Here is a 23,711-nt window from a genome sequence, read left to right on the forward strand (position 1 = left end):
GGATTTTTCAGGCACGTTCAAAGCCGCGGGCAATTTCATAGTCGGTCACGGCGCGCTCGAAATCTTCTTGCTCCACTTCTGCGCATCGAACGTAATGTTCAACCACATCATCGCCCATAGCAGCGCGCAACATGGCAGAATCACGCAGCGTTTCGGCGGCATCCCGCAGGTTGCGCGGAATTTCCGGCACCTCTGCGGCATAGATATCGCCGCCAACGGGTGGATCCAGCTTCATACCCTGTTCGATCCCGGCAATCCCCGCCGCAATCTGGGCGGCGCAGGCAAGATAGGGGTTAATGTCCGATCCGGGGATCCGGCATTCGACCCTGATCCCTTTGGTGTTGGCCCCCACAAGACGGAATCCGGCGGTGCGATTGTCGACGCTCCATGCAGTTTTTGTCGGCGCAAAGGTGCCCGCGACAAAGCGTTTGTAGCTGTTGACATAGGGCGCAAGAAACACCGTGTAATCAGGCGCATGGGCGATCAACCCCGCCATATAGGCGCGCATGGTGTCAGACATTCCCATATCGGCGTCGGGATCATGGAAGACATTCGCGCCGTCCTCCCACAGGCTTTGATGGACATGCGCCGCCGACCCAACCTTGTCACGGTGCCATTTCGGCAGGAAGGTCGCGGCGTGGCCCTTAGCCCAAGCGATGTCCTTGATCGCCTGTTTCGCAATCGTATGATGGTCGCAACAGGACATGGCATCGGCATAGCGGATGTTCAGTTCTTCCTGCCCGGTCTCGGCCTCGCCCTTTGAATTCTCGATCGGCACTCCGGCGGCAAACAGGTGGTTGCGGATCGGGCGCATCACCGCTTCTTCCCGCGTCGTCTGCTGAATGCTGTAATCTTCGTTATAGCCCGAGATCGGCTGCAGATCGCGGAACTTGTTGCGGCGGATATCGTCGTAACTGTCTGCGAACAAAAAGAATTCCAGCTCGGTCGCCATCATTGGCGAAAATCCAAGATCAGCAAGGCGCGCAATCTGGCGTTGCAGCACGGCGCGGGGGGAATGGGCGACGGGAGCGTGGGTGGTATGGTCCAGAACATCGCAAAGCACCATCACCGTACCGTCGAGCCACGGCATCGGGCGCAGCGTTGTCAGGTCGGGCTTCATGACATAATCGCCGTATCCGTGGCGCCAACTGGTCGCCTTGTAGCCATCGGGAGTTGTCATCTCCAGATCTGTGGCGAGCAGGTAATTGCAGCAATGGGTTTCCTCGTACCCGGAGGACAGGAAATTGCCCACATGGAACCGCTTGCCGGTCAGCCGCCCCTGCATGTCGATGAAACAGACCAGCACCGTATCGACCGCGCCGGATGCAGCGGCGTCTCGCAGGGTGTCGAGTGTCATGGCAGGCATTGCAGTGATCCTTTGGGCAGAGAGGGAGAGGCGCACGACATTGTGCCGCGCGCCCCGATATCAGACAGATTGCATGAATAGTGATGGTTCAGCCATAACGATAGGGGCGTCCGGCCTTCTTCATGTCGGAATTGTACTTCTTGAAGATCTCGATAACTCTTGCCTTGGTCTCGGATTCGGCGGCGATTTCATCCCAGAACACCAGTGCCGCATCTTCGACCGTTTGCCATTCAGCGTCGGGAATGCTGGTCAGTTCCATCTTGGAACCGTCAACCCGCAAAGACGCCTCGCCCCCCCAGTACCACCACTGACGGTAATAATGCGACTGGTCACAGCAGACGCGGAACAACTCTTGCAGGTGCGGCGGAAGTTCGTTCCAGCGGTCCATATTGGCAAAGAACGATCCCGCCCATGCGCCCGAGATGTTGTTGGTCAGGAAATAGTTCGTCACATCCGCCCAGCCGACCGTATAATCCTCGGTGATGCCAGACCATGCGATACCGTCCAGCTCGCCGGTCTGCACGGCGACCTCGATATCCTCCCACGGAAGCGACACGGGAACGACGCCAAACTGCGCCATGAAACGTCCGGCCGTGGGGAAGGTGAAGACGCGCTTGCCCTTCAGATCTTCAAGGCTGCGGATCGGATCTTTGGTGGCAAAATGGCAGGGATCCCAGGCACCCGCGCTGACGTGTTTGACGCCGACTTTGGAATATTCCTCGTCCCAGATCGCGTTCAAGCCGTACTGGTTGAACAGGACCGGCACATCGAGGCTATAGCGGGAGGCGAAGGGGAAATAACCGCCGAAAACAGTGACTTCGGTGGGGGACGCCATGGAGTCGTCGTCAGATTGTACCGCGTCGATGGTGCCCCGCTGCATGGCTCGGAACAATTCGCCGGTCGGAACCAGCTGATCGGCATAAAACAGTTCGATCTCCATCTGGTCACCGGCGATGGCGTTGAAGCTTTTGATCGCCGGATCGATGACATGTTCGGCCAGGGCAGGGCCGGCATAGGTTTGCATCCGCCATTTGATCTTGGACTGTGCAAGCGCCGGAGTCGCCAACGCGGCCGGAGCGGCGGCGGCGGCGGTAATGAACTTACGTCTGGTGGTCATGTGAACTCTCCTTGTTGAGAAATGCCCCCTTTGGCGGGAGTCTTAGTCGTTAAATTCCATAGACATAGCCGGGTAACCACAGGGCGATCTGCGGAAACGCCATGATGATCGCCAGCGCCAGGACCATCACGGCCACGAAGGGCACGATGGAGCGATAGATATCGCCAAGCGACACTTCGTCCGGCGCCATCGCCCGCATCAGGAACAGGTTATATCCGAACGGCGGCGTCATATAGGCGATCTGCGTCGTGATCGTATAAAGGATGCCATACCATATCAGATCGAACCCCAGCGCACGCACCAATGGTATGTACAGCGGCGCGACGATCACCAGCATCGCAGTGTCGTCAAGAAAAGTACCCATCAGGATGAACGACAGCTGCATCAGGATCAGGATCGTCCAGGGGTCCAGCCCCATCTGTTCGGTGAACAGGTTTTCAATGGCCCGCACCGCACCCAGCCCGTCGAACACCGCGCCAAAGCCCAGCGCGGCCAGAATGATCCACATGAACATGCAGGAAATGCCCAGCGTGTTCCGAACCGAATTCTCGAACACTTCGCGCGTCATGCGGCCCTTCAGAACGGCGGCGACAAAAGCGGTCATGGCGCCGATTGCACTGCTCTCTACCAAAGATGTCCAGCCATTGACGAAGGGCACCATCATCGTGGCAAAGATGACCAGCGGCAAGAGTCCGGCCAGCAGCATGCGGCGCTTTTCGGCGCGGGTGATCGCGGCCAGTTCCTCGGCCGGAATGACCGGGCCAAGCGCCGGGTTTAACCGGCAGCGGATGACGATATAGGCGATGAACAGCCCGGCCATCAAAAGTCCGGGCAACACGCCCGCCAACCACAACTGGCCCACCGGCTGACGCGCGATCATCGCATAAAGCACCAGCACAACCGAAGGCGGCACAAGAATGCCCAGCGACGATCCCGCCTGAATCACCCCGGTGACCATGCGTTTATCGTATCCGCGTTTCAGCAACTCGGGCAGGGCGATGGTGGCGCCGATGGCCATGCCCGCCACCGACAGCCCGTTCATCGCAGAAATCAGCACCATCAACAGGATTGTCCCGATGGCCAGCCCGCCTTGCACCGGCCCCATCCAGACGTGAAACATGCGGTACAGATCGTCGGCAATACGCGATTCCGACAGGACATAGCCCATGAAAATGAACATCGGCAGGGTCAGCAACGGATACCACTTCATCAGTTTCATCGCTGCGGTAAACGGGATGTCGACGCCGCCCGTACCATACAGCGCCACCGCCGAAATCGCCGCCACCGCGCCGATGGCACCGAACACCCGCTGGCCGGTCAACAACAGCAACATCATGGTCGAGAACATCAGGATGGCAATGTATTCATAGCTCATCAGATGTCTTCTCCGCGCAGCCGCAAGATATCTTTGGTGAACTCTGACAGCGCTTGAAGCAGCATCAGGATCAGCCCGGTGACCATGATCCCCTTGATCGGCCAGAGGTAGGGACGCCAGGCGGTTGGCGAACGCTCGCCCCCATACTGCAACGAATAGATGAAACTGCCGATTCCGCCGTACAAAAGGACAACCAGATAGAAGATCAGGCAGAAGATCGTAAAGGCATCGACCAGCGCGCGCCGCCGTGGCGACCAGGCTCCGTACAACAGATCCATCCGCACGTTGCTGCCCAGTTGAATCGCATAGGCCCCGCCGAGGATGTAATAGGCGACCATGGCAAATTGTGCGGACTCCAAAGTCCACAACGCGGGTAGAAAGAATACCTTGCTTACCGAAGACCACAGCAGGATGCCGATCATGACGAATATGCCGTACATCGTGATCCGTCCGACCCGCCGGTTTACTGCATCGACCACGGTGATAAACCGGCGGGCGGCGGTCATGAGGGTTGTGCCTGCAACCGCTCGAACCGTGACAGGCCGAAGGTCAACATCCGCTCCAGCGTATCCGCCATATGCGCGACGGTTTCAGGCGTGGTCAGAAGGTCGTTCCTGACCTCGATCATGACGTTCAGCAGGCCGTGGGGCAGGGCGTGTATTTCAAGCGTGTGGAACACACCGTCGCCGGGGCCATAGGGCGCGTTGGGTGCCGTGTTGGGCGGCAGGCCGGGGCAGGACAGCATGGCGCGCGCCAGCCGGTCGTCACGGTCGGTGAACAGCAGGCCCAGTTCGGTGTCGCGTCGTTGACCGTGAAACACCGGCGTAAAACTGTGGATGGTGACCAGCGCGGGGCGGTTCATCGTGGCCAACTGATCTGCAAGGGCGCTATGAAATGGGTGGTAGATTCCAGCCGTACGCGCGGCGCGGTCGGCCGTGTTCAGCGCGGCGTTACCGGGAATGGCAAAGCGTTCGCTTTGTGTGGGCATTGCACCGGGCGCTTCGGGCGGACGGTTGCAATCGTAAACAAGCCGCGAAAACCGTGCGGCGACAAGCGGCGCGTTCAGTCGGGCGGACAGGGCACACGCCAGATCGGACGCCCCGGGATCCCAGGCTGCGTGGGACAACTGCGCCTCGGGCAACAGACCAAGAGTGCGCAATCCAGCCGGAAACCTGTTGGCGGCATGTTCACAGACCAACAGCACCGGGCCTTGGCCGGACGGGCACAGCACTTCGACCGGCGGGCCGTCAGCGGTGGTCAGCAGGGGGGGGTCTGAATTCGTCATCCTGTGAGCACTGCATTCCGAAAGGGTTTCCCCTGTCAATGTTTTTTCAGAATTCGGGCAACTGTGACTTCGAATTGGGGGGCTGCGGTACGACGGCGAAGATGCAATCATTTTCCACAAACGGACAATCCGACGCCAAATGATCGCGTTTTAGGTTCGATGTCTGCATTTTTTCAACATTTTGCCGGTCAGGGCAAAATCTTTGCGCCTCTCGGCCCTCTGGGTTTCGACATGGAGCATAACGATGTTCGCGGCGTAAGCCGACGTCGAGGCCAGAAACAATGTGCGCGGGCGGGTGGGCACCGGCGGCTACGCGGCAACGCTGATAATCTGCCCTGCGCCATTTCTGTAATGCCTCCGGGTGCTTAGCGGCAGACCCCGCAACCCCCGTCGTGGGCCCGCATTTTCACGATTTTCCAAGCCATCCCCCCGGCGTCCCGCCGGTGGCTTCCACCCCAATGGATCGGGGTGCTTTCAGAGGCTTAAGCGGCATTTCGCAGACGAAGAAGAATCGTCTTGTGCGGATAAAAGCGGCAGGGATATACATTGGTCTATTCGCCGTTGTAAATATCTGCCCGCGTTTTAAGCATCTAACTCGGAACAAGGCTACTGTGGTCGATTGAACGACCACTTTCCGTGGTATCCCTGTGCAGGCGTCAATTTTGGACACCATGATGAAAAGACTGAATAACTTCCTTATTTCCCTATCGCGCAGCCGAAAGCGGGCCGTCTTGCTTGGGGTCGATCTGGTGATGGTCCTGCTGGCCTATCTGTTCACCTTTGCAGTGCAGCATGACCGTCTTGTCGTCGCGGATCTATTTGGCAAGAACGGTCTTGTTCTGTTGATTCTGATGGCGCTGACGGCGGCGATTTCGTCTTTTCTGAAAATTCCGGACATTCGGCTGAACGCTTATGACGCTTCGGGGATGGGCCGGATCGCAATCCTGTCGACGCTGGTGGCGGTCTGTTCGGCGGCTTTGCACCAGATCGGAACCGATGGATTGGCCATCGGCAGCTATATTGTGTTCGGCATCGTCTATTTTCTGTTTTCAGCCGCCAGCCGGGTTGTGCTGCTGGAACTGGTGATGTCGATGTACCGGCGCAAAGGCCCACGCTGCCGGGTGCTGATCTATGGTGCCGGAACCACGGGCAGCCAGCTTGCGCGCGCCTTGGCCGCCCACAAGACAATCGAGGCGGTGGCCTTTGTCGATGACAATACCGCGCTTCAGGGGCTGTCGATCGCCGGACTTCCGGTGCGGCGAACGACCGAGATTGCTGAAATTGTTGCCGAAAAGCGTGTGGACCGTGTTTTGCTGGCGATGCCTTCTCTGTCGCATCCAAAGCTGACCCAGATCGCACGACGGCTGGAACGCAATGGGCTTGAGGTGCAGGCTCTGCCCAGTTTCGCACAGTTGATCGGCGAAGAGCGCACATTGCTGGAAAAGCTTGTCCCGATTCAGCCGGCGCATTTTCTGGGGCGCAAGGCTTTTGATCGCTCGATGGACTTTGCCTGTTCCCATGTGGCGGGCAAGTCCGTGCTGGTCAGCGGCGGCGGCGGGTCCATCGGGCTGGAGCTGTGCCGGCAGATCATCTCGTGCAAGCCGTCGAAACTGGTGGTGTTTGAAATCAGCGAATACGCGCTGTTCGAAGCCGAGCGTGCGCTGCGCCCTTTTGCACAAGAGGTGGGTGCTGAAATCGTTCCGGTTCTGGGTTCGGTGACCGAGGCGCGTCTGGTTCGCCGGGTCTTGCAGGATCACGCAATCCGCGTGTTGTTTCACGCCGCCGCATACAAGCATGTGCCGATGGTCGAAAATAACCCGCTGGTCGGGCTGGCGAACAACGTTCTGGGCACCTGGACGCTGGCCCGCGAAGCGCGTGAGGCGGGAGTCGAACGGTTCATCCTGATTTCGTCGGACAAGGCCGTGCGCCCCACCAATGTGATGGGCGCCAGCAAGCGTCTGGCCGAACTTGTGGTGCAGGATCTTGCAGCAAGATCACCCGGCACAGTCTTTGCCATGGTGCGATTTGGCAATGTTCTGGGCTCGTCCGGATCGGTGATTCCCCTGTTTCAGGAGCAGATCGACCATGGCGGTCCGGTCACTGTCACCCATCGTGAAGTTACCCGGTTTTTCATGACCATCGAGGAAGCGGTGAGCCTGGTCCTGATGGCGGGGTCCTTCGCCTCGGGCGGCGAAGTGTTCGTGCTCGACATGGGCAAGTCCCGCCGCATCTGGGACATGGCCCGTCAGGTGATCGAAGATGCCGGATATACCGTCCGTGACGATGCGAACCCCGATGGTGATATCGAGATCGAAGAAATCGGCCTGCGTCCGGGCGAAAAGCTGCACGAAGAACTGCTGATCGGCGAAGGTCATGTGACCACGCCCCATGAAAAGATATTTTCCGCCCGCGAGGCACGATTGTCGGAAATCGAGGTCGCATCGGCCATCCGTGCCCTGCGCGAGGCGCTTGCAACGGGCAATGACAAGGCCGCGCTGGCCGTCGCCGAACGCTGGGTCGAGGGATATCGCCCGTCACAGCCCTTGGTCGCATCGGTAAAATCCTGAGCACCAAGCTTTTGCGCCGTTGGTTTTTGGGTCACAGGCGCCAACAGGTTTACGGCAGTCCCATGAACGAATTGTAATTTTAACGCGGTTGCCCTTAGGGTGGCGTCTATTGACAGGCACCCGGATGGATGTCGGATTTGTGGGATTATCGCAGTGAACGAACTGGCAGGAACGACACGCTGGCTGCTCGGGGCTGCAGTGGCGACCTTTGGTGTTGTTGTCACAGGCGATCCCGTTGAATCGCAGGATTCACTGTACCGCGAGATCGCGAACCGGCCGAACCTGAACTTCTATGGCGTGACCGGCGTAATCGACATGCCCTCCGCCCTGAGCCAGCCGGATGCCCAGATTTCGGTCACCGCATCGCATTTCGGCGGTATCACCCGGTCAACCCTGACGTTTCAGGTTTTGCCCCGGGTCGAAGGCAGCTTTCGTTATACCAAGTTCGCCGGACTGAACTATGCCGGGTTTCCAGACTATTACGACCGGTCGTTCGACATCTCGCTTCGGGTGTTTGACGAAACGCCATGGCTGCCAGCAGTAAAGATCGGGTTGCAGGATTTCGTCGGAACCGGGCTGTTCTCGGGCGAGTATATCGTGGCAACCAAGACGTTTGGCGACCGGGTCACCCTGTCTGGTGGTCTGGGTTGGGGGCGGCTTGGATCATATAAGGACATCGGAGCGCCATTTGGCGAGCGCCCGGGTACGGTCTTTGATACCGGCGGAAAGTTCAACTTTGACCAGTGGTTTCGTGGCCCCGCCGCGCCGTTTGCCGGGATCACTTGGCGCGCGACGGACAAGCTGACCTTGTTGGCCGAATATTCATCCGATGTCTATGCTGCGGAAACCGGGCGCACCGGCGGAATCAACGTCGCAACGTCGCGCATTGTCGAGCACAAGTCGCCGCTGAACTTCGGTCTGAACTACAAGTTCAACGACACTGTCAATCTCGGCGCCTATTACCTGTATGGGTCGGCGGTTGGTCTGAACGTCAACGTGTCGCTGAATCCCTATAAGCCGCCGATCAAGGGCAGCCGTGGCACGGCCCCTGTGCCGGTCGTCGCCCGCCCCGCCCGCAGTCAGAGCGCCGAGGCCTGGAGCGATGAATGGGCATTGGCCCCCGGCATCAACGCCAACCTGTTGCGTCGTCTCAGTGAGCGTCTGGAACCACAGGGGATCATTGTCGAATCCCTGTCGGCCACCGCTGGCACGGTGGATGTGCGGGTGCGCAACGGGCGCTACGACAATTCGGCCCAATTTATCGGTCGCGTCGTGCGCGGCCTGACCGGGGTCATGCCCAATTCGGTCGAAAATTTCCGGGTCGTGCCCGTGGTAAACGGTGTCGCGGTTTCGGCGGTGACGATCCGGCGGTCCGATGTCGAAGCATTGGAACATGCGCCCAACGGCACCGCGCAGGCACAGGCGCTGACCGACTATTCCCCGGCCGGGCCGCGCCCCGCAGAATCGGCGCTGAACACCGAATATTTCCCGCGATTCAGCTGGAATCTCGGTCCCTATCTGCGCCAAAGCTATTTCGATCCGCGCAACCCTTTCCGGTTCGAGGCGGGCGCACGTCTGAGCGCGTCTGTAGAGCCGACACCGGGCCTGATCTTTTCGGGATCGGTCACGAAAAAGGCGTTCGGCAATATCGACGATCCCACGCGGCTTCCGAAATCGAACCTTCCCGGCGTGCGTACCGATCAATATTACTATGACCGGCAGGGCGATCCGGCTCTCGAACATCTGACCGCCACCTATTATTTCCAGCCGGGTGAAAACCTGTATGGCCGGGTATCGGGCGGTTATCTTGAGAGGATGTTCGGGGGGGTGTCGGGTGAACTCCTGTGGCGTCCGGTTAACAGCCGCTTGGCCGTCGGGGCCGAGTTGAACTATGTAAAGCAGCGGGAATATGACCTGCAGTTCGGGTTCCGCGACTACAGCGTGGCGACGGGACATGTGTCGGCTTACTATCAGTTTGAAAACGGATTTCATGCGCAACTGGACGTCGGGCGCTATCTGGCGGGCGATGTTGGCGCGACACTGTTTCTTGATCGTGAGTTCCGCAATGGCTGGCGGGTCGGGGCGTTCACCACATTGACCAGCGCATCGGCCGAGGAATTCGGTGAAGGCTCTTTTGACAAGGGAATCCGGTTCTCGATCCCGGTGTCATGGTTCCTTGGCACGCCCAACACCAATCGTCTGGGCACCACGCTCCGCCCGGTGACACGCGACGGCGGCGCCAAGCTGGATGTCGGTGGACGACTCTATGAACGGGTGCGCCAATATCAGAGGCCGACGATGGACGACAGCTTTGGGCGGTTCTGGCAATGAGCATGAAAGTGATGGCAGTTTCGGTGCTGGGGCTTCTTGGACTGGCAGCTTGCAGCAGCAATTCGTCGTCCAACGGGTTTGCGGCGCTGGGCAATGCGGCGGTGTCAACCCTGAGCGATACGGTAACCCGAAGCAATGTTCTGGGTGCCGAGGCGATCAGTTCGACCGATGCGCAGTTGCGCGCCTATCCTCGTCCGTTGCTGAAGGTGACGCAGCTAAAAATCGGGTTGGATGCGGCGCTGACGTTGACGTCGGAAAAGGGCGCGGCTGTCACCTGGACCTCTGCCGACAACAAGTCTTTGACCGTTTTCAACGGTTTACTGATCCAGACCCGGGGTTTGGGCAACGATCTGATGTCCGCCAAAGTGCCCAGCGTCAACAGTGGCAAGGGCGAAGTCCTGCGCGAGCATTACTATCAGCAAGGCAATGAACGGATTGGGTTACAGCGGTTCTTTTGTGAGCTGGCGACCTTGGGAACCGAACAGACGACGGTTGTCGGTGTCGGGTTCTCTGCCCGGGTGATCACCGAAACCTGCGCCAATGACGACTACAGCTTTGAAAATCGGTATTGGTTCGCGCCTGACGCCGGATTGCTGAAATCGGTTCAGTGGGGCGGCCCTGAAATCGGCTCGCTGATGATTGAATATGTTCCACGTACAGGCGGAACAAGTGCGCGTGTCGCATCTTCGGCCCGCCCCGAGGCACAGCCGCAGGTGTTCATTTTGGAATGACCTTGCCAAAGGTCTGACCGATCAGTTTCAGATCGTAACAGACCGACTGGTTTCTCTGATAGATCAGATCGATTTCGGCCTTTCGCGGTACACAGCGGCGGGCATAGACGGCATCGGTCTGGGCCGCATCACCGCAAGGGGCCAGCAGGCTTTCCTCATGCCGGTGAAAGCGCAAAGTCGCGAGACCTGTCACCCCGGGGCGCGATTTCAACACCTCTGCATAAAGCTCGGGAAAGCGTTCGACATAGTCGCGCAGGGGTGGGCGCGGTCCAACAAAACTGATGTCGCCCCGCAGGATGTTCCACAATTGCGGCAGTTCGTCAGCGCGGGTCTTGCGCAGGAACCGCCCGAAACGGCTGATCCGCGCGGATTTGTCACCGCCCGACACGCCGGTTTCGGGGCCACGGTTCACCGTCATCGTGCGCAGTTTCCACAGGGTAAATGCCTTGTCGGGTGTTTTCATCCGCTCCGAAGTATAGAACAGCGGACGCCCGTCCAGCACCAACATGACTGCCAGTACAAGCAGCAGGATCGGCCCCAGCCACAGGATCATCAGCAAAACCAGAATCAGGTCGAACGCGCGTTTTTGCGGTGTCATGTCGGGGCCTCGGTCCCGGACAGATCGGCCACCATACGCGCGGCAGACCCTGAGTCGGGGTGCAGGTGGCAAAGCGCGGCGAGACGCGCAGTGTCCAAGTGAACGCATTGGATCGCATTCGCGGGCGCTTGTGTCCAGATCCACCGGCGGTTTAGCGCCGTCAGGATATCGGCCATCGCCGTCGGCTGCGGCGCGGCAACATTCAGCAAAAAGGGCAGCCGTGCCGCTTCGTTTGCGAGATAACACAGCCGGTGCAGCACGCGCGCCAGATCCCGGGGCGAAATATAGCTGCGACTGGGGCCAAGCCCATCGGCGAACTGGTGCAGCGGCAGGGCGGGCAGATCGCGCTTTTGTGCGCTGTCGAAAGGTTCACCTGCGCCGGCCACATTGGCCAGCCGCAGGATCGTGACGCCCGGATCCCCGACGCGTATATCGGCCCGCACCGCTTGTTCCATCGCCAGTTTCGCGCGGCCATAGGGGGCGCCGGGTGCAGGCAGTTCAACCTCGGGCACAGTGTCCGGGCCCGGATCCCCATAGACGGCCGAAGAGGAACACAGGAACAGGTGTTTCAGCCGCCATCGGCGTGCCGCAGACAGCGCCGCCAGTGCCAGAGTGGTGTTGGTATCAAGTGGGCCATCGCCGCGCGGCGTCGCCCCGGCAAAGCAAACGGCAACCGAGTGCCCGACCTCAAGGGATGGTGGCGGCGCTGTCATGTCCCACAGAATATCGCAATCGCGCCCCGGTCTCCGCGCCACCCTAAGCGGAAAATCGCCACCTGTGTCGAAATTTGGCCACCTTTTGGCAACCAATCGGGCAACACGGGCACCAGAGCCCAGAAAAACCGGTGAATTCATGCGACAGTTCTTGTCCGAAACGTCTGTATTGCTGTAACCGATGGCTAAGTCGGGCCCGCGTTGGGATCTGTTTAACAAGGCGGTGTCGGCAGCGCCACATCGAACGTCCAGGAGGAATCATGACCCGATTGCGCACGACACTTTGGGCGTCGCTAAGCCTGGCCGCTTTCGCTGCGGGGTGCAGCAATCTGCCTCAGGGTGCCGCGTTGCGCACTGACATCACCAAGGATGCCCATACATTAGAGAATGATCTGGCATTTTATCAGGTCAATCGCGCGCTGCTGCCGGCAATTGAGGCCTGGCCGCCGGTGAATTCCGAGTTCTCGAACGGCTGGCCGAAGTCTGATCAGGGTTCACTGGGGCAGGTGATCGCCCCGGGCGACCGGGTGACGGTGTCGATCTGGGACAATCAGGAAAATTCGCTGTTGCTGTCCGATGGTCAGCGGGTGGCGCCCTTGGGTGAAATGGCAGTGTCGCCGTCGGGCCGGGTGTTCATCCCCTATGTTGGCGATATCCGGATTGCCGGGATGGGCCCCGAGCGGGCCCGCTCGGCCATCCAGAGCCAGCTTTTGGAGATTTCCCCTTCGGCGCAGGTTCAACTGACCATGGCAGCGGGGCGGCAGAACACGGTCGATCTGGTCGCGGGCGTGTCTAGCCCCGGCAACTATCCCTTGCCTGACAACAATTTCTCGGTACTCGCGCTGATCAGCCAGGGCGGCGGCGTGCCCCCGACCCTGCGCAACCCGCGTGTGAAATTGCAGCGTGGGAATTCGACGTATGTCACCTCGATCGAACGCCTGTACAAGGATCCGCAGATCGATACCGTCCTGAGTGGCGGCGACAAGGTAATCGTGCAGGAGGACAAGCGCTTTTTCCTGTCACTGGGTGCGGCCGGCAAGGAAGAGATTGTGTATTTCGACCGCGAAAATATCACGGCGCTCGAGGCGATTTCGATGATCGGTGGCTTGTCAGATTCTCGGGCTGATCCGGAAGGCGTGCTGGTGCTGCGCGAATATCCCCGCTCGGCACTTTCGGCCGGGGTGCGTGGGCCGCAAAAACAACGGGTGGTCTTTGCCATCGACATGACCTCGGCGGATGGGCTGTTCAGCGCACGTAATCTGTACATTCAGCCCGGCGATGTGGTGCTTGCCACGGAAAGCCCCGTCACGCGCGTACAAACCGTGGTGCAGCTGATTGGTTCGGGCTTTGGTCTGATCAACACAGCCAACAGGCTCTAGATCCGAACTGTCGCTATTCCGGCGATTCACTGTGACCCCGGCGGTAAATCCCGCCGGGGTCTTGCATTTTTTCAACAATCAATCAGAGAACAGTCCGTTCGATCGCCCAGTAAATTCCCATCGATGCGATGGCAATGGACGCGGGATTGGAAATCCGGCTGCGATACCACGGCTTGTTGCGGAACCAGTATCCGATCAGCAGAAAGCCAATCGCGATCACGCTCAACTGGCCAAGCTCTACCCCGACGTTGAAGCTGATCAATCCTGTGGCGAATTGGGTCGGGTTCAGCCCGATGTCGCCCAAGACGCTGGCAAACCCCAGCCCATGCAGCAATCCGAACATGAACACGATGACAGGCCGCCAGGGCGTCAGCCCCCGGGAAAGCACGTTCTCAATCCCGACATAGGCGATAGAGATCGCAATCAGCGGCTCGACGATGCTGGCCGGGACGCTGACATAACCAAGAATTCCCAGCGCGAGGGTCAGGGTATGGGCAAGGGTAAACGCCGTCACCTGCCACAGAAGGGGTGCAAGCCGCGTCGACAGGAAAAACAACCCGAGAACAAACAGGATGTGGTCCAGCCCCTTGGGAATGATATGTTCAAATCCGATTCCGACATAATCGAGAAAGACGGTAATCGCCGATTGCTGCACTGCGCCGGTGCGCGGGATTGGCACGCTTGCCGCGCCCCCGGTCAAATACCCGGAATAGGCGTCATCGCCCGCCCCCATCTGTCGTACAACCAGCGCGCCGAACTCCGCGTTCCATCCGACGATGACCGGGCTGTCGCCGGTGGGCAGGGCGGCCGCCAAGTGCAGTCGAGACAGGCGGGGCAAGGCTGTGTCGCCCACCTCGGGGATCTCCAGACCGACCAGTTCGAGCACCACCGGCCGATCGTCCGACCGGACCACGATTCCGTCGCGAATGCGCGGCCAAATGGGGGTGAACGCCTGTTCCAACGCGGCAGGATTCAACGCGCGCAGACGGTCGATTTCTTCTGCGCGGTCGCTCGCGTTGGTATCCTCCAGCCCCTCCAGATCGGCCCCCGCCACCAGCGGTTCCAGTGACAGCACGATGTCCAGCGTCATCGTATTGCCGTCGATGGTCAGATCCGACACCGCCGGCTGAACCTCATGGGCACGGGCGGGCAGGGCGGGCGCAATGAGGCACGCCAAAGTGACCCACAGCAGGGTTGACAGCAATGCGGCCACGCCCCCCCTATGTTGCAGATCAGGTGGAGTCGTGACCATGTTCAAACCTCTTGTGCTGACCCTTGCCGCTTTCGCGTTTAGCACAACGCTGGCCATTGGCCACGAATTCTGGATCGATCCGGTTGATTTCACACTCGATCCGGGCGCGAACATTCAGGCCGATATCCGCGTCGGCCAGGATTTCGTCGGATCGCCCTATGCTTTCATTCCGCAGAATTTTCGCCTTTTTGAGCTGGCGCGGGGCGATATCCGCGTCGCGGTCACAGGCCGGGTGGGCGATCGTCCGGCGCTGAACCAGGCGCCCTTGGGCGACGGGTTGAACGTGATCCTGCATGTCACCCGCGACTATGATGTGACGTGGAAAGAGTGGGATAAATTCACCGCCTTCCTGCACCACAAGGACGCAGATTGGGTTGCAGCCGAACACGAAGCCAGCGGCGCCCCAAAAGTGGATATCATCGAAGCCTACTCGCGCTATGGCAAAAGCCTCGTTGCGGTGGGTGACGGGGCAGGCGCCGACCGCCGCTATGGCCTGCTGACCGAAATCGTTGCGCTGGCCAATCCCTATACCGATGATCTTTCGCAAGGCTTGCCCCTGCAGGTTTTCTATGACGACAAACCCCGCGACACCGCCCAGATCGAAGTTTTCGCCAAGACTGCCGAAGGATCGGTGACCGTCAATACCTACCGGACCAATGCCGAGGGGATCGCAACAATTCCCGTGGAGCCCGGCATGACCTATCTGTTCGACACGGTCGTTCTGCGCCGCCCGGCAGGTGACCAGATCATCAAAGATGCGCAATGGGAAAGCCTGTGGGCAAGCCTTACTGTGAAAATCCCCGGATAGACGACCCGAACACAGCGCGGCGCAGATCGCGCAAAGCCAGCACGGCGATACACGCGATCATGATTTCGTACAGCCCGTACTCCATGACAGTCTCCTGATGCTACGCCTCGACCGGACGTGCCACCAGATTGCGCCGAGAGTACTAAGAATTCATGACCCGCGGCTTCTTCTTTGCAAAAATACTCCCGCCGGAGGCATCCGCACTCAAAGCCCGCATCCTTGGGTTCAGGCTCGACCCAACCGGTCAGCCTTTTTCCGGACCAGTACGCCGCGCAGGTCATGCATCGCCAGCAAAAGCGCATCCGTCACCGCATCGATCTCGTCATCTGTTGCCTTGGACTGCACCCAATGGCTGGTCGCGTGGAGGAAATCGACGGCGCGGTGGATATCATCGATGTCACGCGCCGCCAGAACCGCGCGCCTGTCGCGCATCCACTCGGCAATCGCGGCCTTGTCCCCGACCGATAAGACCCTGTCGCCATGGGGTTTCACTTCGCCGTTGCGAATGTTGACCACGGCGATCTGATCCATATCCAGCCGTCGCTGACGGGCATCGTTTTCGACCCGGAACACGAAGGCGCCGTTTTCGCGGGTACGAAAGAAATACTCGGGCAAGTCCATCGCTCAGCTCAGCCCGGCACAGAATGTCCGGATCCGGGTACAGGCGTCGCGCAGTTCATCGTCACCGGTGGCATAGCTGATGCGGAAATTCGGAGACAGGCCGAACGCCGCACCGAACACCACCGCTACGCCGGTTTCCTCAAGCAATGCGGTGGCAAACGCTTCGTCATCCGTGATCGCAACCCCGCCTGCGCTGGTTTTTCCGATACATTCGGCGATCGATGGATAGACATAGAATGCCCCGTCAGGGACCGGACAGTGAATACCGGCGCAATCATTCAGCATCGCCACCACCAGATCGCGGCGGCGTTGAAACAGCGCGCGATTGGGACCAAGGAAATCCTGCGGACCGGTCAATGCCTCGACCGCGGCCCATTGGCTGACGGAAGAGGGGTTGGACGTGCTTTGCGACTGGATCTTGCGCATTGCGGCGATCAGATGTTTCGGCCCTCCGGCATAGCCGATCCGCCATCCCGTCATGGCATAGGCCTTGGACACGCCGTTGACCGTCAACGTGCGGTCATACAACAGCGGCTCTACCTCGGCAGGGGTGCAAAAGGTGAAGTCGCCAAAGGTCAGATGTTCATACATATCGTCGGACATGATCCAGACATCGGGATGGCGCAGCAACACATCCGTTAGTTGCTTCAGCTCTTCCCAAGTGTATCCCGCACCGGTGGGATTGGACGGCGAATTGAAGATCAGCCATTTCGTCTTGTCTGTGATGGCAGATTCCAACTGATCAGCGGTCAGTTTGAACCCGGTCTGCATGGATGCCTCGGCCACCACCGGCGTGCCCCCGGCCAGCAGCACCATGTCGGGATAGCTGACCCAATAGGGTGCGGGGATCACCACTTCGTCACCGGGGTTCAACGTGGCCATCAGGGCGTTGTACAGGATCTGTTTGCCGCCGGTGCCGACGCTGATCTGATCGGGGGAATAGGTCAGCCGGTTCTCGCGCAGAAACTTGTCGCAGATGGCGCGCTTCAACTCGGGGATGCCGTCGACCGGAGTATAGCGGGTCTTTCCCGCGTCGATGGCCGCCTTGGCCGCCTCGCGGATGTTTTCAGGCGTGTCGAAATCGGGTTCCCCCGCGCCAAGGCCGATGATGTCGCGTCCGGCGGCCTTCAGTTCGGCGGCCTTGGTGGTCACGGCGATCGTGGGCGACGGTTTGACGCGGTTCAGTGTGGCGGACAGGAAATCCATTGCAGTCTCCCGGTAGAAGTCACGGTTGGATTGTTCTAGGGTTCGTGGGAAACCGGATCAAGCCCCGATCGCGGGGCCACGACTCACGCAGGAGCAGGCATGACCGAAGAAGACGCCATCGCCCAAGATTGGTATTCGAACGAAACCGCCACTTTTGGCGACCGTCTTGCCGATGCACGGCAGGTTCTGGACATGTCACAGGCCGATCTGGCGAAACGCGTCGGGGTCAAGCTGTCCACGCTCCAGAAATGGGAAGACGACGTTTCCGAACCGCGTGCCAACCAACTGAACATGTTGTCGGGACTGTTGAATGTTACCCTGCGCTGGCTGTTGACCGGAGAAGGCGACGGTCTGTCCCCCCCGAGCGAGAGCCCGATGTCCCATGATGTTGCCGCGATCCTGACCGATCTGCGCCAGACCCAGGGCGAATTGGCGCTGATTGCCAACCGGGTGGGACGGTTGGAAAAGCGGCTGAAAGCGGCACTGTCATGATGGACGAGACGCCGGAAAACCGAATCAAACGGATGCAGATGCGATCCTGGCGGCGCGGGATCAAGGAAATGGATCTGATTCTCGGGGCCTATTCTGACGCCGGGCTGGGGCGGCTTTCGCCCGAAATGCTGGATCTCTATGATGAAATCCTGTCTGAAAACGATCATGATCTTTACATGTGGGTCAGCCGAAAACTGGCGGTCCCGGATCGTTTCGCGGAATTGATTGATGACATCGCGCGCCACCATCACGGCCGTTAAGCACGAATTCGTGGCATAGTTTGTAAAAAATTAGGGTTTCTTCGCCATTCCTGTCGTCAATGCAGATTTTGCGGAGATTGATATGAGTGTTCACGAACGTATGGGCGCGCCCGTCGAGCGCGGGTTCATGACGGAATACCTCGACAGCCTGTCGCTGGTCGAACGATTGCACCGGCTGTTGCTGGATGTTCTCAAGGACGAATTCGAACGGGTCGGCGTGCTGGAAATCAATCCGGTACAGGCGCTTTTGTTGTTCAACGTTGGCGACAACGAGGTGACGGCGGGCGAGCTGAAATCGCGCGGCTATTATCAGGGCAGCAATGTTTCCTATAACCTGAAAAAGCTGGTTGAAATGGGCTATATGCACCACCAGCGTTGCGGCATCGATCGGCGGGCGGTGCGGGTGAGGCTGACGTCCAAAGGACGCGCGGTGCATGATGTGGTGCGCAAGCTGTTCCAGCGCCACGCCGAGGGTCTGCAGTCGCGCGGCGTTCTGGGGCGCGAAGGAATCGAAAACATCAACGTCACCCTGCGCCGGGTCGAGCGGTATTGGACGGATCAGATCCGCTATATCTATTGATCCACTGCGCAAATGCCGGGGCGGCCAGGGCCATTATCGGCAGATCGCGCAGCCGCTTGTGCTCTATCGCCGTGACAGGCGGAAAAAACCGCGGCGATCTGGACAAAACTATCCATCGCCGCAGCCATTCTTTTATCCAGGCCTACCAGTGACCGGTGTTTTCCATGCTGGCCCAAGGTTCGGCCGGGGGCAGGGGGTCGCCCTCTTGCAGCAATTCGACCGAGACGTTGTCGGGCGAGCGGACAAAGGCCATGTTACCGTCGCGCGGCGGTCGGTTGATGGTCACGCCATTGTCCATCAAATGCTGGCACAGGTCATAGATATTCGCGACGCGATACGCCAAATGGCCGAAATGACGCCCATCCGACGGCAGGCCATCATCGCCGTCCCAGTTATATGTCATCTCAACGGCGGCATTTTCCTGCCCGGGGGGCGACATGAAAACCAGCGAGAACCGGCCCTTGTCATTGTCGACGCGGCGGGTTTCGACCAACCCGAGCAGTTCATAGAACGCTTTAGACTTTTCGAGATCCAGAACCCGGACCATGGTGTGAAGGTAAGTAATTTTCATCTGGGACTCCTTGATGTTGTCCCAACTCTAGCACGCATACGCGCGCGGGAAAGGGGGGGCGCTCAGAACACCGAGCGGACGCCGACCCCGACACCAAAAGACCGCCCGTCATAGGCCCCGATGTTCGACCGGCTGCGGCTGTATCCGATGTCGAGGGTCGGGGCGAAACCGTAATAGTCGAGATCGCGGAAAAACAGCGTGGTGCCGATGCTGATCCGCGTGTCTTCGCGCGCATCGAACACAAGGAACGGCAGGTCGAAATCGCGCATCTGCATCCGGGCCCACAGGTTTGTCGCGGCGCCAAGTACGGGTTTTGCCAAGGACAGGCTGGCGCCCGCAAAGACCGCCTTGCTCGCGGTGCGATACGAGTCTGAATCGCTGTCGGAAACACCCAGCTCCAGCCCCAATTGCGCGCCCGAGACCAGACGTTTCTGCCAACTTCCCGACAGGGTCAGGATCACCGAATCCTCAATCGGACGCTTCGGGTTCCATCGGTTTTCGGCACTTGCGCGCAGTTGAAGCTGAGCCGTCGGGCTGATCAGATGCCTTCGGGTCGCTGAAACTTCCGCAGAATGGGTGGTCCGATGACCGCCAGACCAAACCTGCGCAAGCGAAAATTGAAATAGGGTTTCGCCTCGCCCCGACGCGTCGCGCAGGTCGGCACCCAGATTCACGCCGGCCTTGAGATAGGAAAAGTCCTGAGCCCGGGCATTGGGCGCGATGGTTTTCGCCTCATCCGACAGGGCATAGCCCAAACCAAGCGCGCTCGCGCCAACCCAAAACCGCCGCCGCTTGGATTCGGACAACCGATACCGCAGGTCGGCGTCCAGTGAATATTCCAGTCCGCTCAGCGCCTTTTCCGAACCGTCAAGCACCCGGGTCAACCCGCCCAATTGCTCGGTGTCGTGTTGCGATCCGTTGTTGACATTGGAACTGGGGCGCAGGCCGAAATTCAGGCTGAACTCAAGCGGATTGGCAGCGGCGACACTGCGGAAATCCCGCCTCACCTGTTGGCGCGACCCGTCATCGGGCGCATGTTGTGCCGCCCGCCGCAGCCAGATTTGCGAGCGGGTGTGCGCCCCGTCAAGGTTCAGCGCGGCCGCTGTAACATGGGCCGCCTGATATCGCGCAGCGTCGGTGCGGGCCGCCGCAAAAGCCCGGCGTCCTGCCCGCACAGCCTGATCCAGATTCCCGAGCCGAAATTCGGACTGCGCAAGGATCAGCAGCGCATCGACATCGCGTGGATCCCGTTTCAACAGGCCCAGCGCGAGCGTACGCGCGTCACCCGATTGCCCGTCGCGCAGCATGATCGCGGCCAGTTTGCGCGCCTCGTTGATGTCCAGACGGATGGCCTCGCCGCTGACCTCGCGCGCCATTGCCGTGCCCGCCAACGGATAATTCGGTGTCAAACCGCCGAAAAACGCCAGCATCGTGGCCAGAGCCCCGACGGCCAGACGCCCGGTCATGAATGGAACGGCGCGCATCGGTCTATTCCTGCGAGGTGAAGACACCCAGCTCACGCACCTGAAAATCCTCGTTGTTTTCCGCTATGGTGATGCTGTCCAGCCGATCGCTGCCTGTCGCGCGCAGATCCAGCAAGTCCTGATAACTGATCCGGACACCTTCGGTGACAGGATCGCCGTTATTGTCGAACACCTGAGCGCCAGTGTCGTCATAGGTCGGAATGGTCTCGGTGATCTGATAGGAAACGAACGTGCCCGAGATGTCTACGGCGCCAAGAATTTCTTCGCCGTCGGGACCCACGAACAAGCCCTGATAGGTGCCGCTATCCCGGGCCGAGCCATCCCTGTTGCTTGTGGACGCGGTACCCGGGTCGATCACCCCGCCTGCCGAAATCGATGTGGTTGAGAAGACGATGTTTGGCAGCGGCTGCAGCGGCACCCCATTGATACTGTACGCGGTCCGGTTCGATACCCGCCCCTCGACGGCGCCGGTATCGTCGAAATCGGCCAAGTCGATCTCAAGCAGGACATCGCCTTCGACCAGTTCAATTCCCCCGCGATCTTTGAAGGTGTCATCACTGAAGGTGCGCAACCCGCCGTACAGCCCACGATAGACGTATTCACCCGTTGCCCGCATCGCCGTCGTGCCATCGCGGGCAACCGATGTCCCTCCGAAACCGAAATTTTTGTAGTCGCCGGTCGCGATCGCCGCCACTTCGCCGTGCTCCGACTGGCGGAAGACGGCAAAGTACCGGCGTTGACCGGTATTGGCAGTTTGCAGGCTGGTGTAAACGCCGAAACCGTTCACCTCGGTGCGCGCGGCCACTTGTTGATAGATGCCATCGGGACCATCGAAGGGAAGGTTGTTCACAACCAACTGATTGTTGTCCGCGTCATAGTCGACCTTATTCACCTCGCCTGTGAACATCGGGCTCGGGTCGGTGATTGACCCTTCCTCTTCCTCTTCCACGGGAAACAGGAATTCACCGCCGCTGCATGCCGCAAGACCGACCAGCGCGCTGGCGGCGATTAGTTTTCTGATCATCAATTTTCTGCCCGATCTCTGCCGATTTTATATTTTCGATCAAGGTCGGGGGTTGGAGGATTCAAGTCAAGGAAAGTTCGGTACGCGCGCGATTCCTTCGAACCGATGTGGAATTTTCGCACCAGCCGCCAGAGCTTGACGATCCCGCATGGGGGTACGGTTAAGGCGACGCGGGCTTTCCCAGTCGAATCCGGCGGGTGCGGCACTGGTGCCAGAGAGACGAAGGCCAGGCCGACGGTGCCGGAGCGGGATTTACACCCGCCCCAGGCGAAGATAATTGCAGAAATATCTGCGGATTTCCTTGATGTTGCCGAAAAAATGCCCCGGTATTTTCAGCGGTCGTGGCCTATGTATTCTTTGGCTTGCAAGCGGTGACCAACGAGTCTGAATTGCCGTTTCGCAATGTGCAGAATGGATTGCCGCTGGATGCCATGTGCCGAATGAGTGAAATTTCGGTCTGCGAGGCGCTGGACCGGACACCGCCTGCAGAACTTTACCCGAAGAATCGTGTGTTGAGTTAAGTCGCGCCGATGCCCAGTGCAGTGGCGACTGTTGGTTTGCGGTGCGATGCGATAGATGTCAGTTGAACCCGTGCATGTGGGCAAAGGTCCATTGATCGCAATCAAGTTCTGAAGGAATATACATCGTGCAGCAATATCTGGATGCGCTTCAAACGGTTCTGGACAAGGGCGTCGGGTCTTCCGATCGGACGGGAACGGGCACGTTGTCCCACTTTGGTATGCAATGCAGGTACGACCTTGGTGATGGATTTCCTCTTGTCACCACCAAGAAACTGCACATCAAATCGATTGTTCATGAATTGCTTTGGTTTCTTTCCGGCGATACGAATATCAAATATCTACAACAGAATGGTGTGTCTATCTGGAATGAATGGGCCGATGAGAATGGCGACCTTGGACCTGTCTATGGATACCAATGGCGCAGCTTTCCGGGGCGCTCGGGACCAATTGATCAGATTAGTAAACTCCTTGATGCGATCAAAAAGGCTCCTGACAGCAGGCGCCTGATTGTAAGCGCGTGGAACCCGGATGATATTGACCAAATGGCGCTGCCTCCATGCCATACGATGTGGCAGGTGCGCATCGCGGATGGCCGGATGCATCTTCAGCTTTACCAACGATCCGCAGATATGTTTCTTGGAGTACCGTTCAATATTGCCTCCTATGCGCTCTTGTTGCAGATGTTGGCGCAGGTGACCGGATATGAGGCCGGGGAATTCATTCACTCCATCGGTGACGCGCATATCTACGACAATCACCGAGAGCAAGTCGCGCTTCAACTCTCGCGTTCACCGCGACCTCTTCCCCGGTTGAAGATCAACGGCGACGTTAAATCGCTTTTCGATTTCAAGTATGAGGATTTCGAGTTTGTGGACTACGATCCTTTTCCGCCCATTAAAGCGCCGGTGGCAGTCTAGATGCTGACTTTGATTGTTGCCCGCGCCACAAATGGTGCCATTGGCCGTCGCGGCGATATTCCGTGGTCGGCCCCCGAAGATTTAAAGGTTTTCCAGCGAGAAACGTTAGGCGGGGCTGTTGTTATGGGGCGACGCACATGGGAAAGCCTGCCGGTTCGCCCGCTGCGCAACCGTTTCAATTGTGTCGTGACGCGCTCAGACATTGAGGCTGATTTGACCAGTTCCAACCCGGGCGATGCGGTGAAGGAATGCTATGCGGCTGGGTACACGCGGATATATGGCATCGGCGGCCAATCGATCTATGCAGCCTTGTTGCCGATTGCGGATCGCCTGATGATAACGGAAGTTGATATTTCAATCGAGGATGGCGATGCGTTCTTTCCAGAATTCGACGCCACGGAATGGAAGCTGAAACGCAGCCCGGTCATTCGTGAGTCATCCCCCAGATGTGTCTTGCATGAATTCATTCGCGCCTGACTGCGATCAGCCTGCCGAGGGGAGCGGCGGATTGTC

Annotated in this window: 23 protein-coding genes and 1 pseudogene; 11 read left to right on the forward strand and 13 right to left on the reverse strand. The window is 59.2% G+C overall.

Annotated elements, in window-relative coordinates; all coding sequences use genetic code 11:
* Positions 1-7: 7 nt before the first annotated feature.
* The 5 genes from FQ320_RS04575 to FQ320_RS04595 all read right to left on the reverse strand — a co-directional run bounded on the left by FQ320_RS04575 (position 8) and on the right by FQ320_RS04595 (position 5,143).
* Positions 8-1,366 (reverse strand): glutamine synthetase family protein, encoded by a 1,359-nt coding sequence (locus FQ320_RS04575; RefSeq protein WP_148470420.1) that lies wholly within the window; start codon positions 1,364-1,366, stop codon positions 8-10.
* An 88-nt stretch (positions 1,367-1,454) separates the two neighbouring features.
* On the reverse strand, positions 1,455-2,483 hold the full coding sequence (locus FQ320_RS04580) for a TRAP transporter substrate-binding protein (RefSeq protein WP_148470421.1): 1,029 nt from the start codon (positions 2,481-2,483) through the stop codon (positions 1,455-1,457).
* Between the two features lie 49 nt (positions 2,484-2,532).
* A complete protein-coding gene (locus tag FQ320_RS04585; RefSeq protein WP_148470422.1) occupies positions 2,533-3,858 on the reverse strand; it encodes a TRAP transporter large permease subunit in 1,326 nt (441 codons plus the stop codon).
* Positions 3,858-4,364: a TRAP transporter small permease subunit gene (locus FQ320_RS04590; RefSeq protein ID WP_148470423.1), complete on the reverse strand. Its 507-nt coding sequence runs from the start codon at positions 4,362-4,364 to the stop codon at positions 3,858-3,860. The genes FQ320_RS04585 and FQ320_RS04590 overlap by 1 nt, the downstream gene beginning before the upstream one ends.
* On the reverse strand, positions 4,361-5,143 hold the full coding sequence (locus FQ320_RS04595) for an N-formylglutamate amidohydrolase (protein WP_148470424.1): 783 nt from the start codon (positions 5,141-5,143) through the stop codon (positions 4,361-4,363). The genes FQ320_RS04590 and FQ320_RS04595 overlap by 4 nt, the downstream gene beginning before the upstream one ends.
* Before the next feature lie 671 nt (positions 5,144-5,814).
* Here FQ320_RS04595 and FQ320_RS04600 point away from each other — a divergent pair.
* The 3 genes from FQ320_RS04600 to FQ320_RS04610 all read left to right on the forward strand — a co-directional run bounded on the left by FQ320_RS04600 (position 5,815) and on the right by FQ320_RS04610 (position 10,772).
* Positions 5,815-7,710: a polysaccharide biosynthesis protein gene (locus tag FQ320_RS04600; RefSeq protein WP_370513023.1), complete on the forward strand. Its 1,896-nt coding sequence runs from the start codon at positions 5,815-5,817 to the stop codon at positions 7,708-7,710.
* Between the two features lie 153 nt (positions 7,711-7,863).
* Positions 7,864-10,041, forward strand: a complete 2,178-nt coding sequence (locus tag FQ320_RS04605; protein WP_148470426.1) for a YjbH domain-containing protein — start codon at positions 7,864-7,866, stop codon at positions 10,039-10,041.
* Positions 10,038-10,772 (forward strand): YjbF family lipoprotein, encoded by a 735-nt coding sequence (locus tag FQ320_RS04610; RefSeq protein WP_148470427.1) that lies wholly within the window; start codon positions 10,038-10,040, stop codon positions 10,770-10,772. Before FQ320_RS04605 ends, FQ320_RS04610 begins: the two co-directional genes overlap by 4 nt.
* On the opposite strand, the gene FQ320_RS04615 is transcribed toward FQ320_RS04610, so the two are convergent.
* A complete protein-coding gene (locus tag FQ320_RS04615; protein ID WP_148470428.1) occupies positions 10,759-11,370 on the reverse strand; it encodes a sugar transferase in 612 nt (203 codons plus the stop codon). The genes FQ320_RS04610 and FQ320_RS04615 overlap by 14 nt on opposite strands.
* The gene (locus FQ320_RS04620) at positions 11,367-12,224 is read right to left on the reverse strand and encodes an NAD-dependent epimerase/dehydratase family protein (protein ID WP_148470429.1); all 858 of its coding nucleotides are present in this window, start codon (positions 12,222-12,224) and stop codon (positions 11,367-11,369) included. Before FQ320_RS04620 ends, FQ320_RS04615 begins: the two co-directional genes overlap by 4 nt.
* A 119-nt stretch (positions 12,225-12,343) precedes the next feature.
* Here FQ320_RS04620 and FQ320_RS04625 point away from each other — a divergent pair, with 119 nt between their 5' ends.
* On the forward strand, positions 12,344-13,462 hold the full coding sequence (locus FQ320_RS04625) for a polysaccharide biosynthesis/export family protein (RefSeq protein WP_148470430.1): 1,119 nt from the start codon (positions 12,344-12,346) through the stop codon (positions 13,460-13,462).
* An 82-nt stretch (positions 13,463-13,544) separates the two neighbouring features.
* Here the strand turns inward: FQ320_RS04625 and FQ320_RS04630 are convergent, their stop codons facing one another.
* Positions 13,545-14,714 (reverse strand): HupE/UreJ family protein, encoded by a 1,170-nt coding sequence (locus tag FQ320_RS04630; RefSeq protein WP_148470431.1) that lies wholly within the window; start codon positions 14,712-14,714, stop codon positions 13,545-13,547.
* Between FQ320_RS04630 and FQ320_RS04635 the strand changes: the two genes are divergently transcribed.
* Positions 14,713-15,522 (forward strand): DUF4198 domain-containing protein, encoded by an 810-nt coding sequence (locus FQ320_RS04635; RefSeq protein WP_187393772.1) that lies wholly within the window; start codon positions 14,713-14,715, stop codon positions 15,520-15,522. The genes FQ320_RS04630 and FQ320_RS04635 overlap by 2 nt on opposite strands.
* A gap of 225 nt (positions 15,523-15,747) precedes the next feature.
* On the opposite strand, the gene FQ320_RS04640 is transcribed toward FQ320_RS04635, so the two are convergent.
* A complete protein-coding gene (locus tag FQ320_RS04640) occupies positions 15,748-16,143 on the reverse strand; it encodes a hypothetical protein (RefSeq protein WP_148470433.1) in 396 nt (131 codons plus the stop codon).
* A 3-nt stretch (positions 16,144-16,146) separates the two neighbouring features.
* Positions 16,147-17,349 (reverse strand): pyridoxal phosphate-dependent aminotransferase, encoded by a 1,203-nt coding sequence (locus tag FQ320_RS04645; protein WP_148470434.1) that lies wholly within the window; start codon positions 17,347-17,349, stop codon positions 16,147-16,149.
* A 99-nt stretch (positions 17,350-17,448) separates the two neighbouring features.
* On the opposite strand from FQ320_RS04645, the gene FQ320_RS04650 reads away from it, so the two are divergent.
* From FQ320_RS04650 to FQ320_RS04660, 3 genes are all read left to right on the forward strand, one after another.
* A complete protein-coding gene (locus FQ320_RS04650; RefSeq protein WP_148470435.1) occupies positions 17,449-17,841 on the forward strand; it encodes a helix-turn-helix transcriptional regulator in 393 nt (130 codons plus the stop codon).
* Positions 17,838-18,101: a succinate dehydrogenase assembly factor 2 gene (locus FQ320_RS04655; RefSeq protein ID WP_370513014.1), complete on the forward strand. Its 264-nt coding sequence runs from the start codon at positions 17,838-17,840 to the stop codon at positions 18,099-18,101. Before FQ320_RS04650 ends, FQ320_RS04655 begins: the two co-directional genes overlap by 4 nt.
* An 82-nt stretch (positions 18,102-18,183) precedes the next feature.
* The gene (locus tag FQ320_RS04660) at positions 18,184-18,681 is read left to right on the forward strand and encodes a MarR family winged helix-turn-helix transcriptional regulator (RefSeq protein WP_148470437.1); all 498 of its coding nucleotides are present in this window, start codon (positions 18,184-18,186) and stop codon (positions 18,679-18,681) included.
* 142 nt (positions 18,682-18,823) lie between these two features.
* Here FQ320_RS04660 and FQ320_RS04665 read toward each other — a convergent pair whose 3' ends face one another.
* The 3 genes from FQ320_RS04665 to FQ320_RS04675 all read right to left on the reverse strand — a co-directional run bounded on the left by FQ320_RS04665 (position 18,824) and on the right by FQ320_RS04675 (position 21,760).
* Complete coding sequence (locus FQ320_RS04665) at positions 18,824-19,252, reverse strand: VOC family protein (RefSeq protein WP_148470438.1); 429 nt, start codon at positions 19,250-19,252, stop codon at positions 18,824-18,826.
* Positions 19,253-19,314: 62 nt separating this feature from the next.
* Positions 19,315-20,736, reverse strand: coding sequence for a surface lipoprotein assembly modifier (locus FQ320_RS04670; RefSeq protein WP_148470439.1), 1,422 nt, complete (start codon positions 20,734-20,736; stop codon positions 19,315-19,317).
* Positions 20,737-20,740: 4 nt separating this feature from the next.
* A complete protein-coding gene (locus tag FQ320_RS04675) occupies positions 20,741-21,760 on the reverse strand; it encodes a hypothetical protein (protein WP_148470440.1) in 1,020 nt (339 codons plus the stop codon).
* A 332-nt stretch (positions 21,761-22,092) separates the two neighbouring features.
* Here FQ320_RS04675 and FQ320_RS25990 point away from each other — a divergent pair.
* The 3 genes and pseudogenes from FQ320_RS25990 to FQ320_RS04690 all read left to right on the forward strand — a co-directional run.
* Positions 22,093-22,281: pseudogene (locus FQ320_RS25990) on the forward strand (bestrophin family ion channel); the annotation flags it as partial.
* Positions 22,282-22,406: 125 nt separating this feature from the next.
* Entirely contained in the window at positions 22,407-23,198 is a 792-nt protein-coding gene (locus FQ320_RS04685) for a thymidylate synthase (protein WP_148470441.1), read from the forward strand.
* Entirely contained in the window at positions 23,199-23,675 is a 477-nt protein-coding gene (locus FQ320_RS04690; RefSeq protein ID WP_148470442.1) for a dihydrofolate reductase, read from the forward strand.
* Positions 23,676-23,711: the final 36 nt, after the last annotated feature.

It is taken from the genome of Oceaniovalibus sp. ACAM 378, from assembly GCF_008085915.1.
Taxonomy (GTDB): Bacteria; Pseudomonadota; Alphaproteobacteria; order Rhodobacterales; family Rhodobacteraceae; genus Oceaniglobus.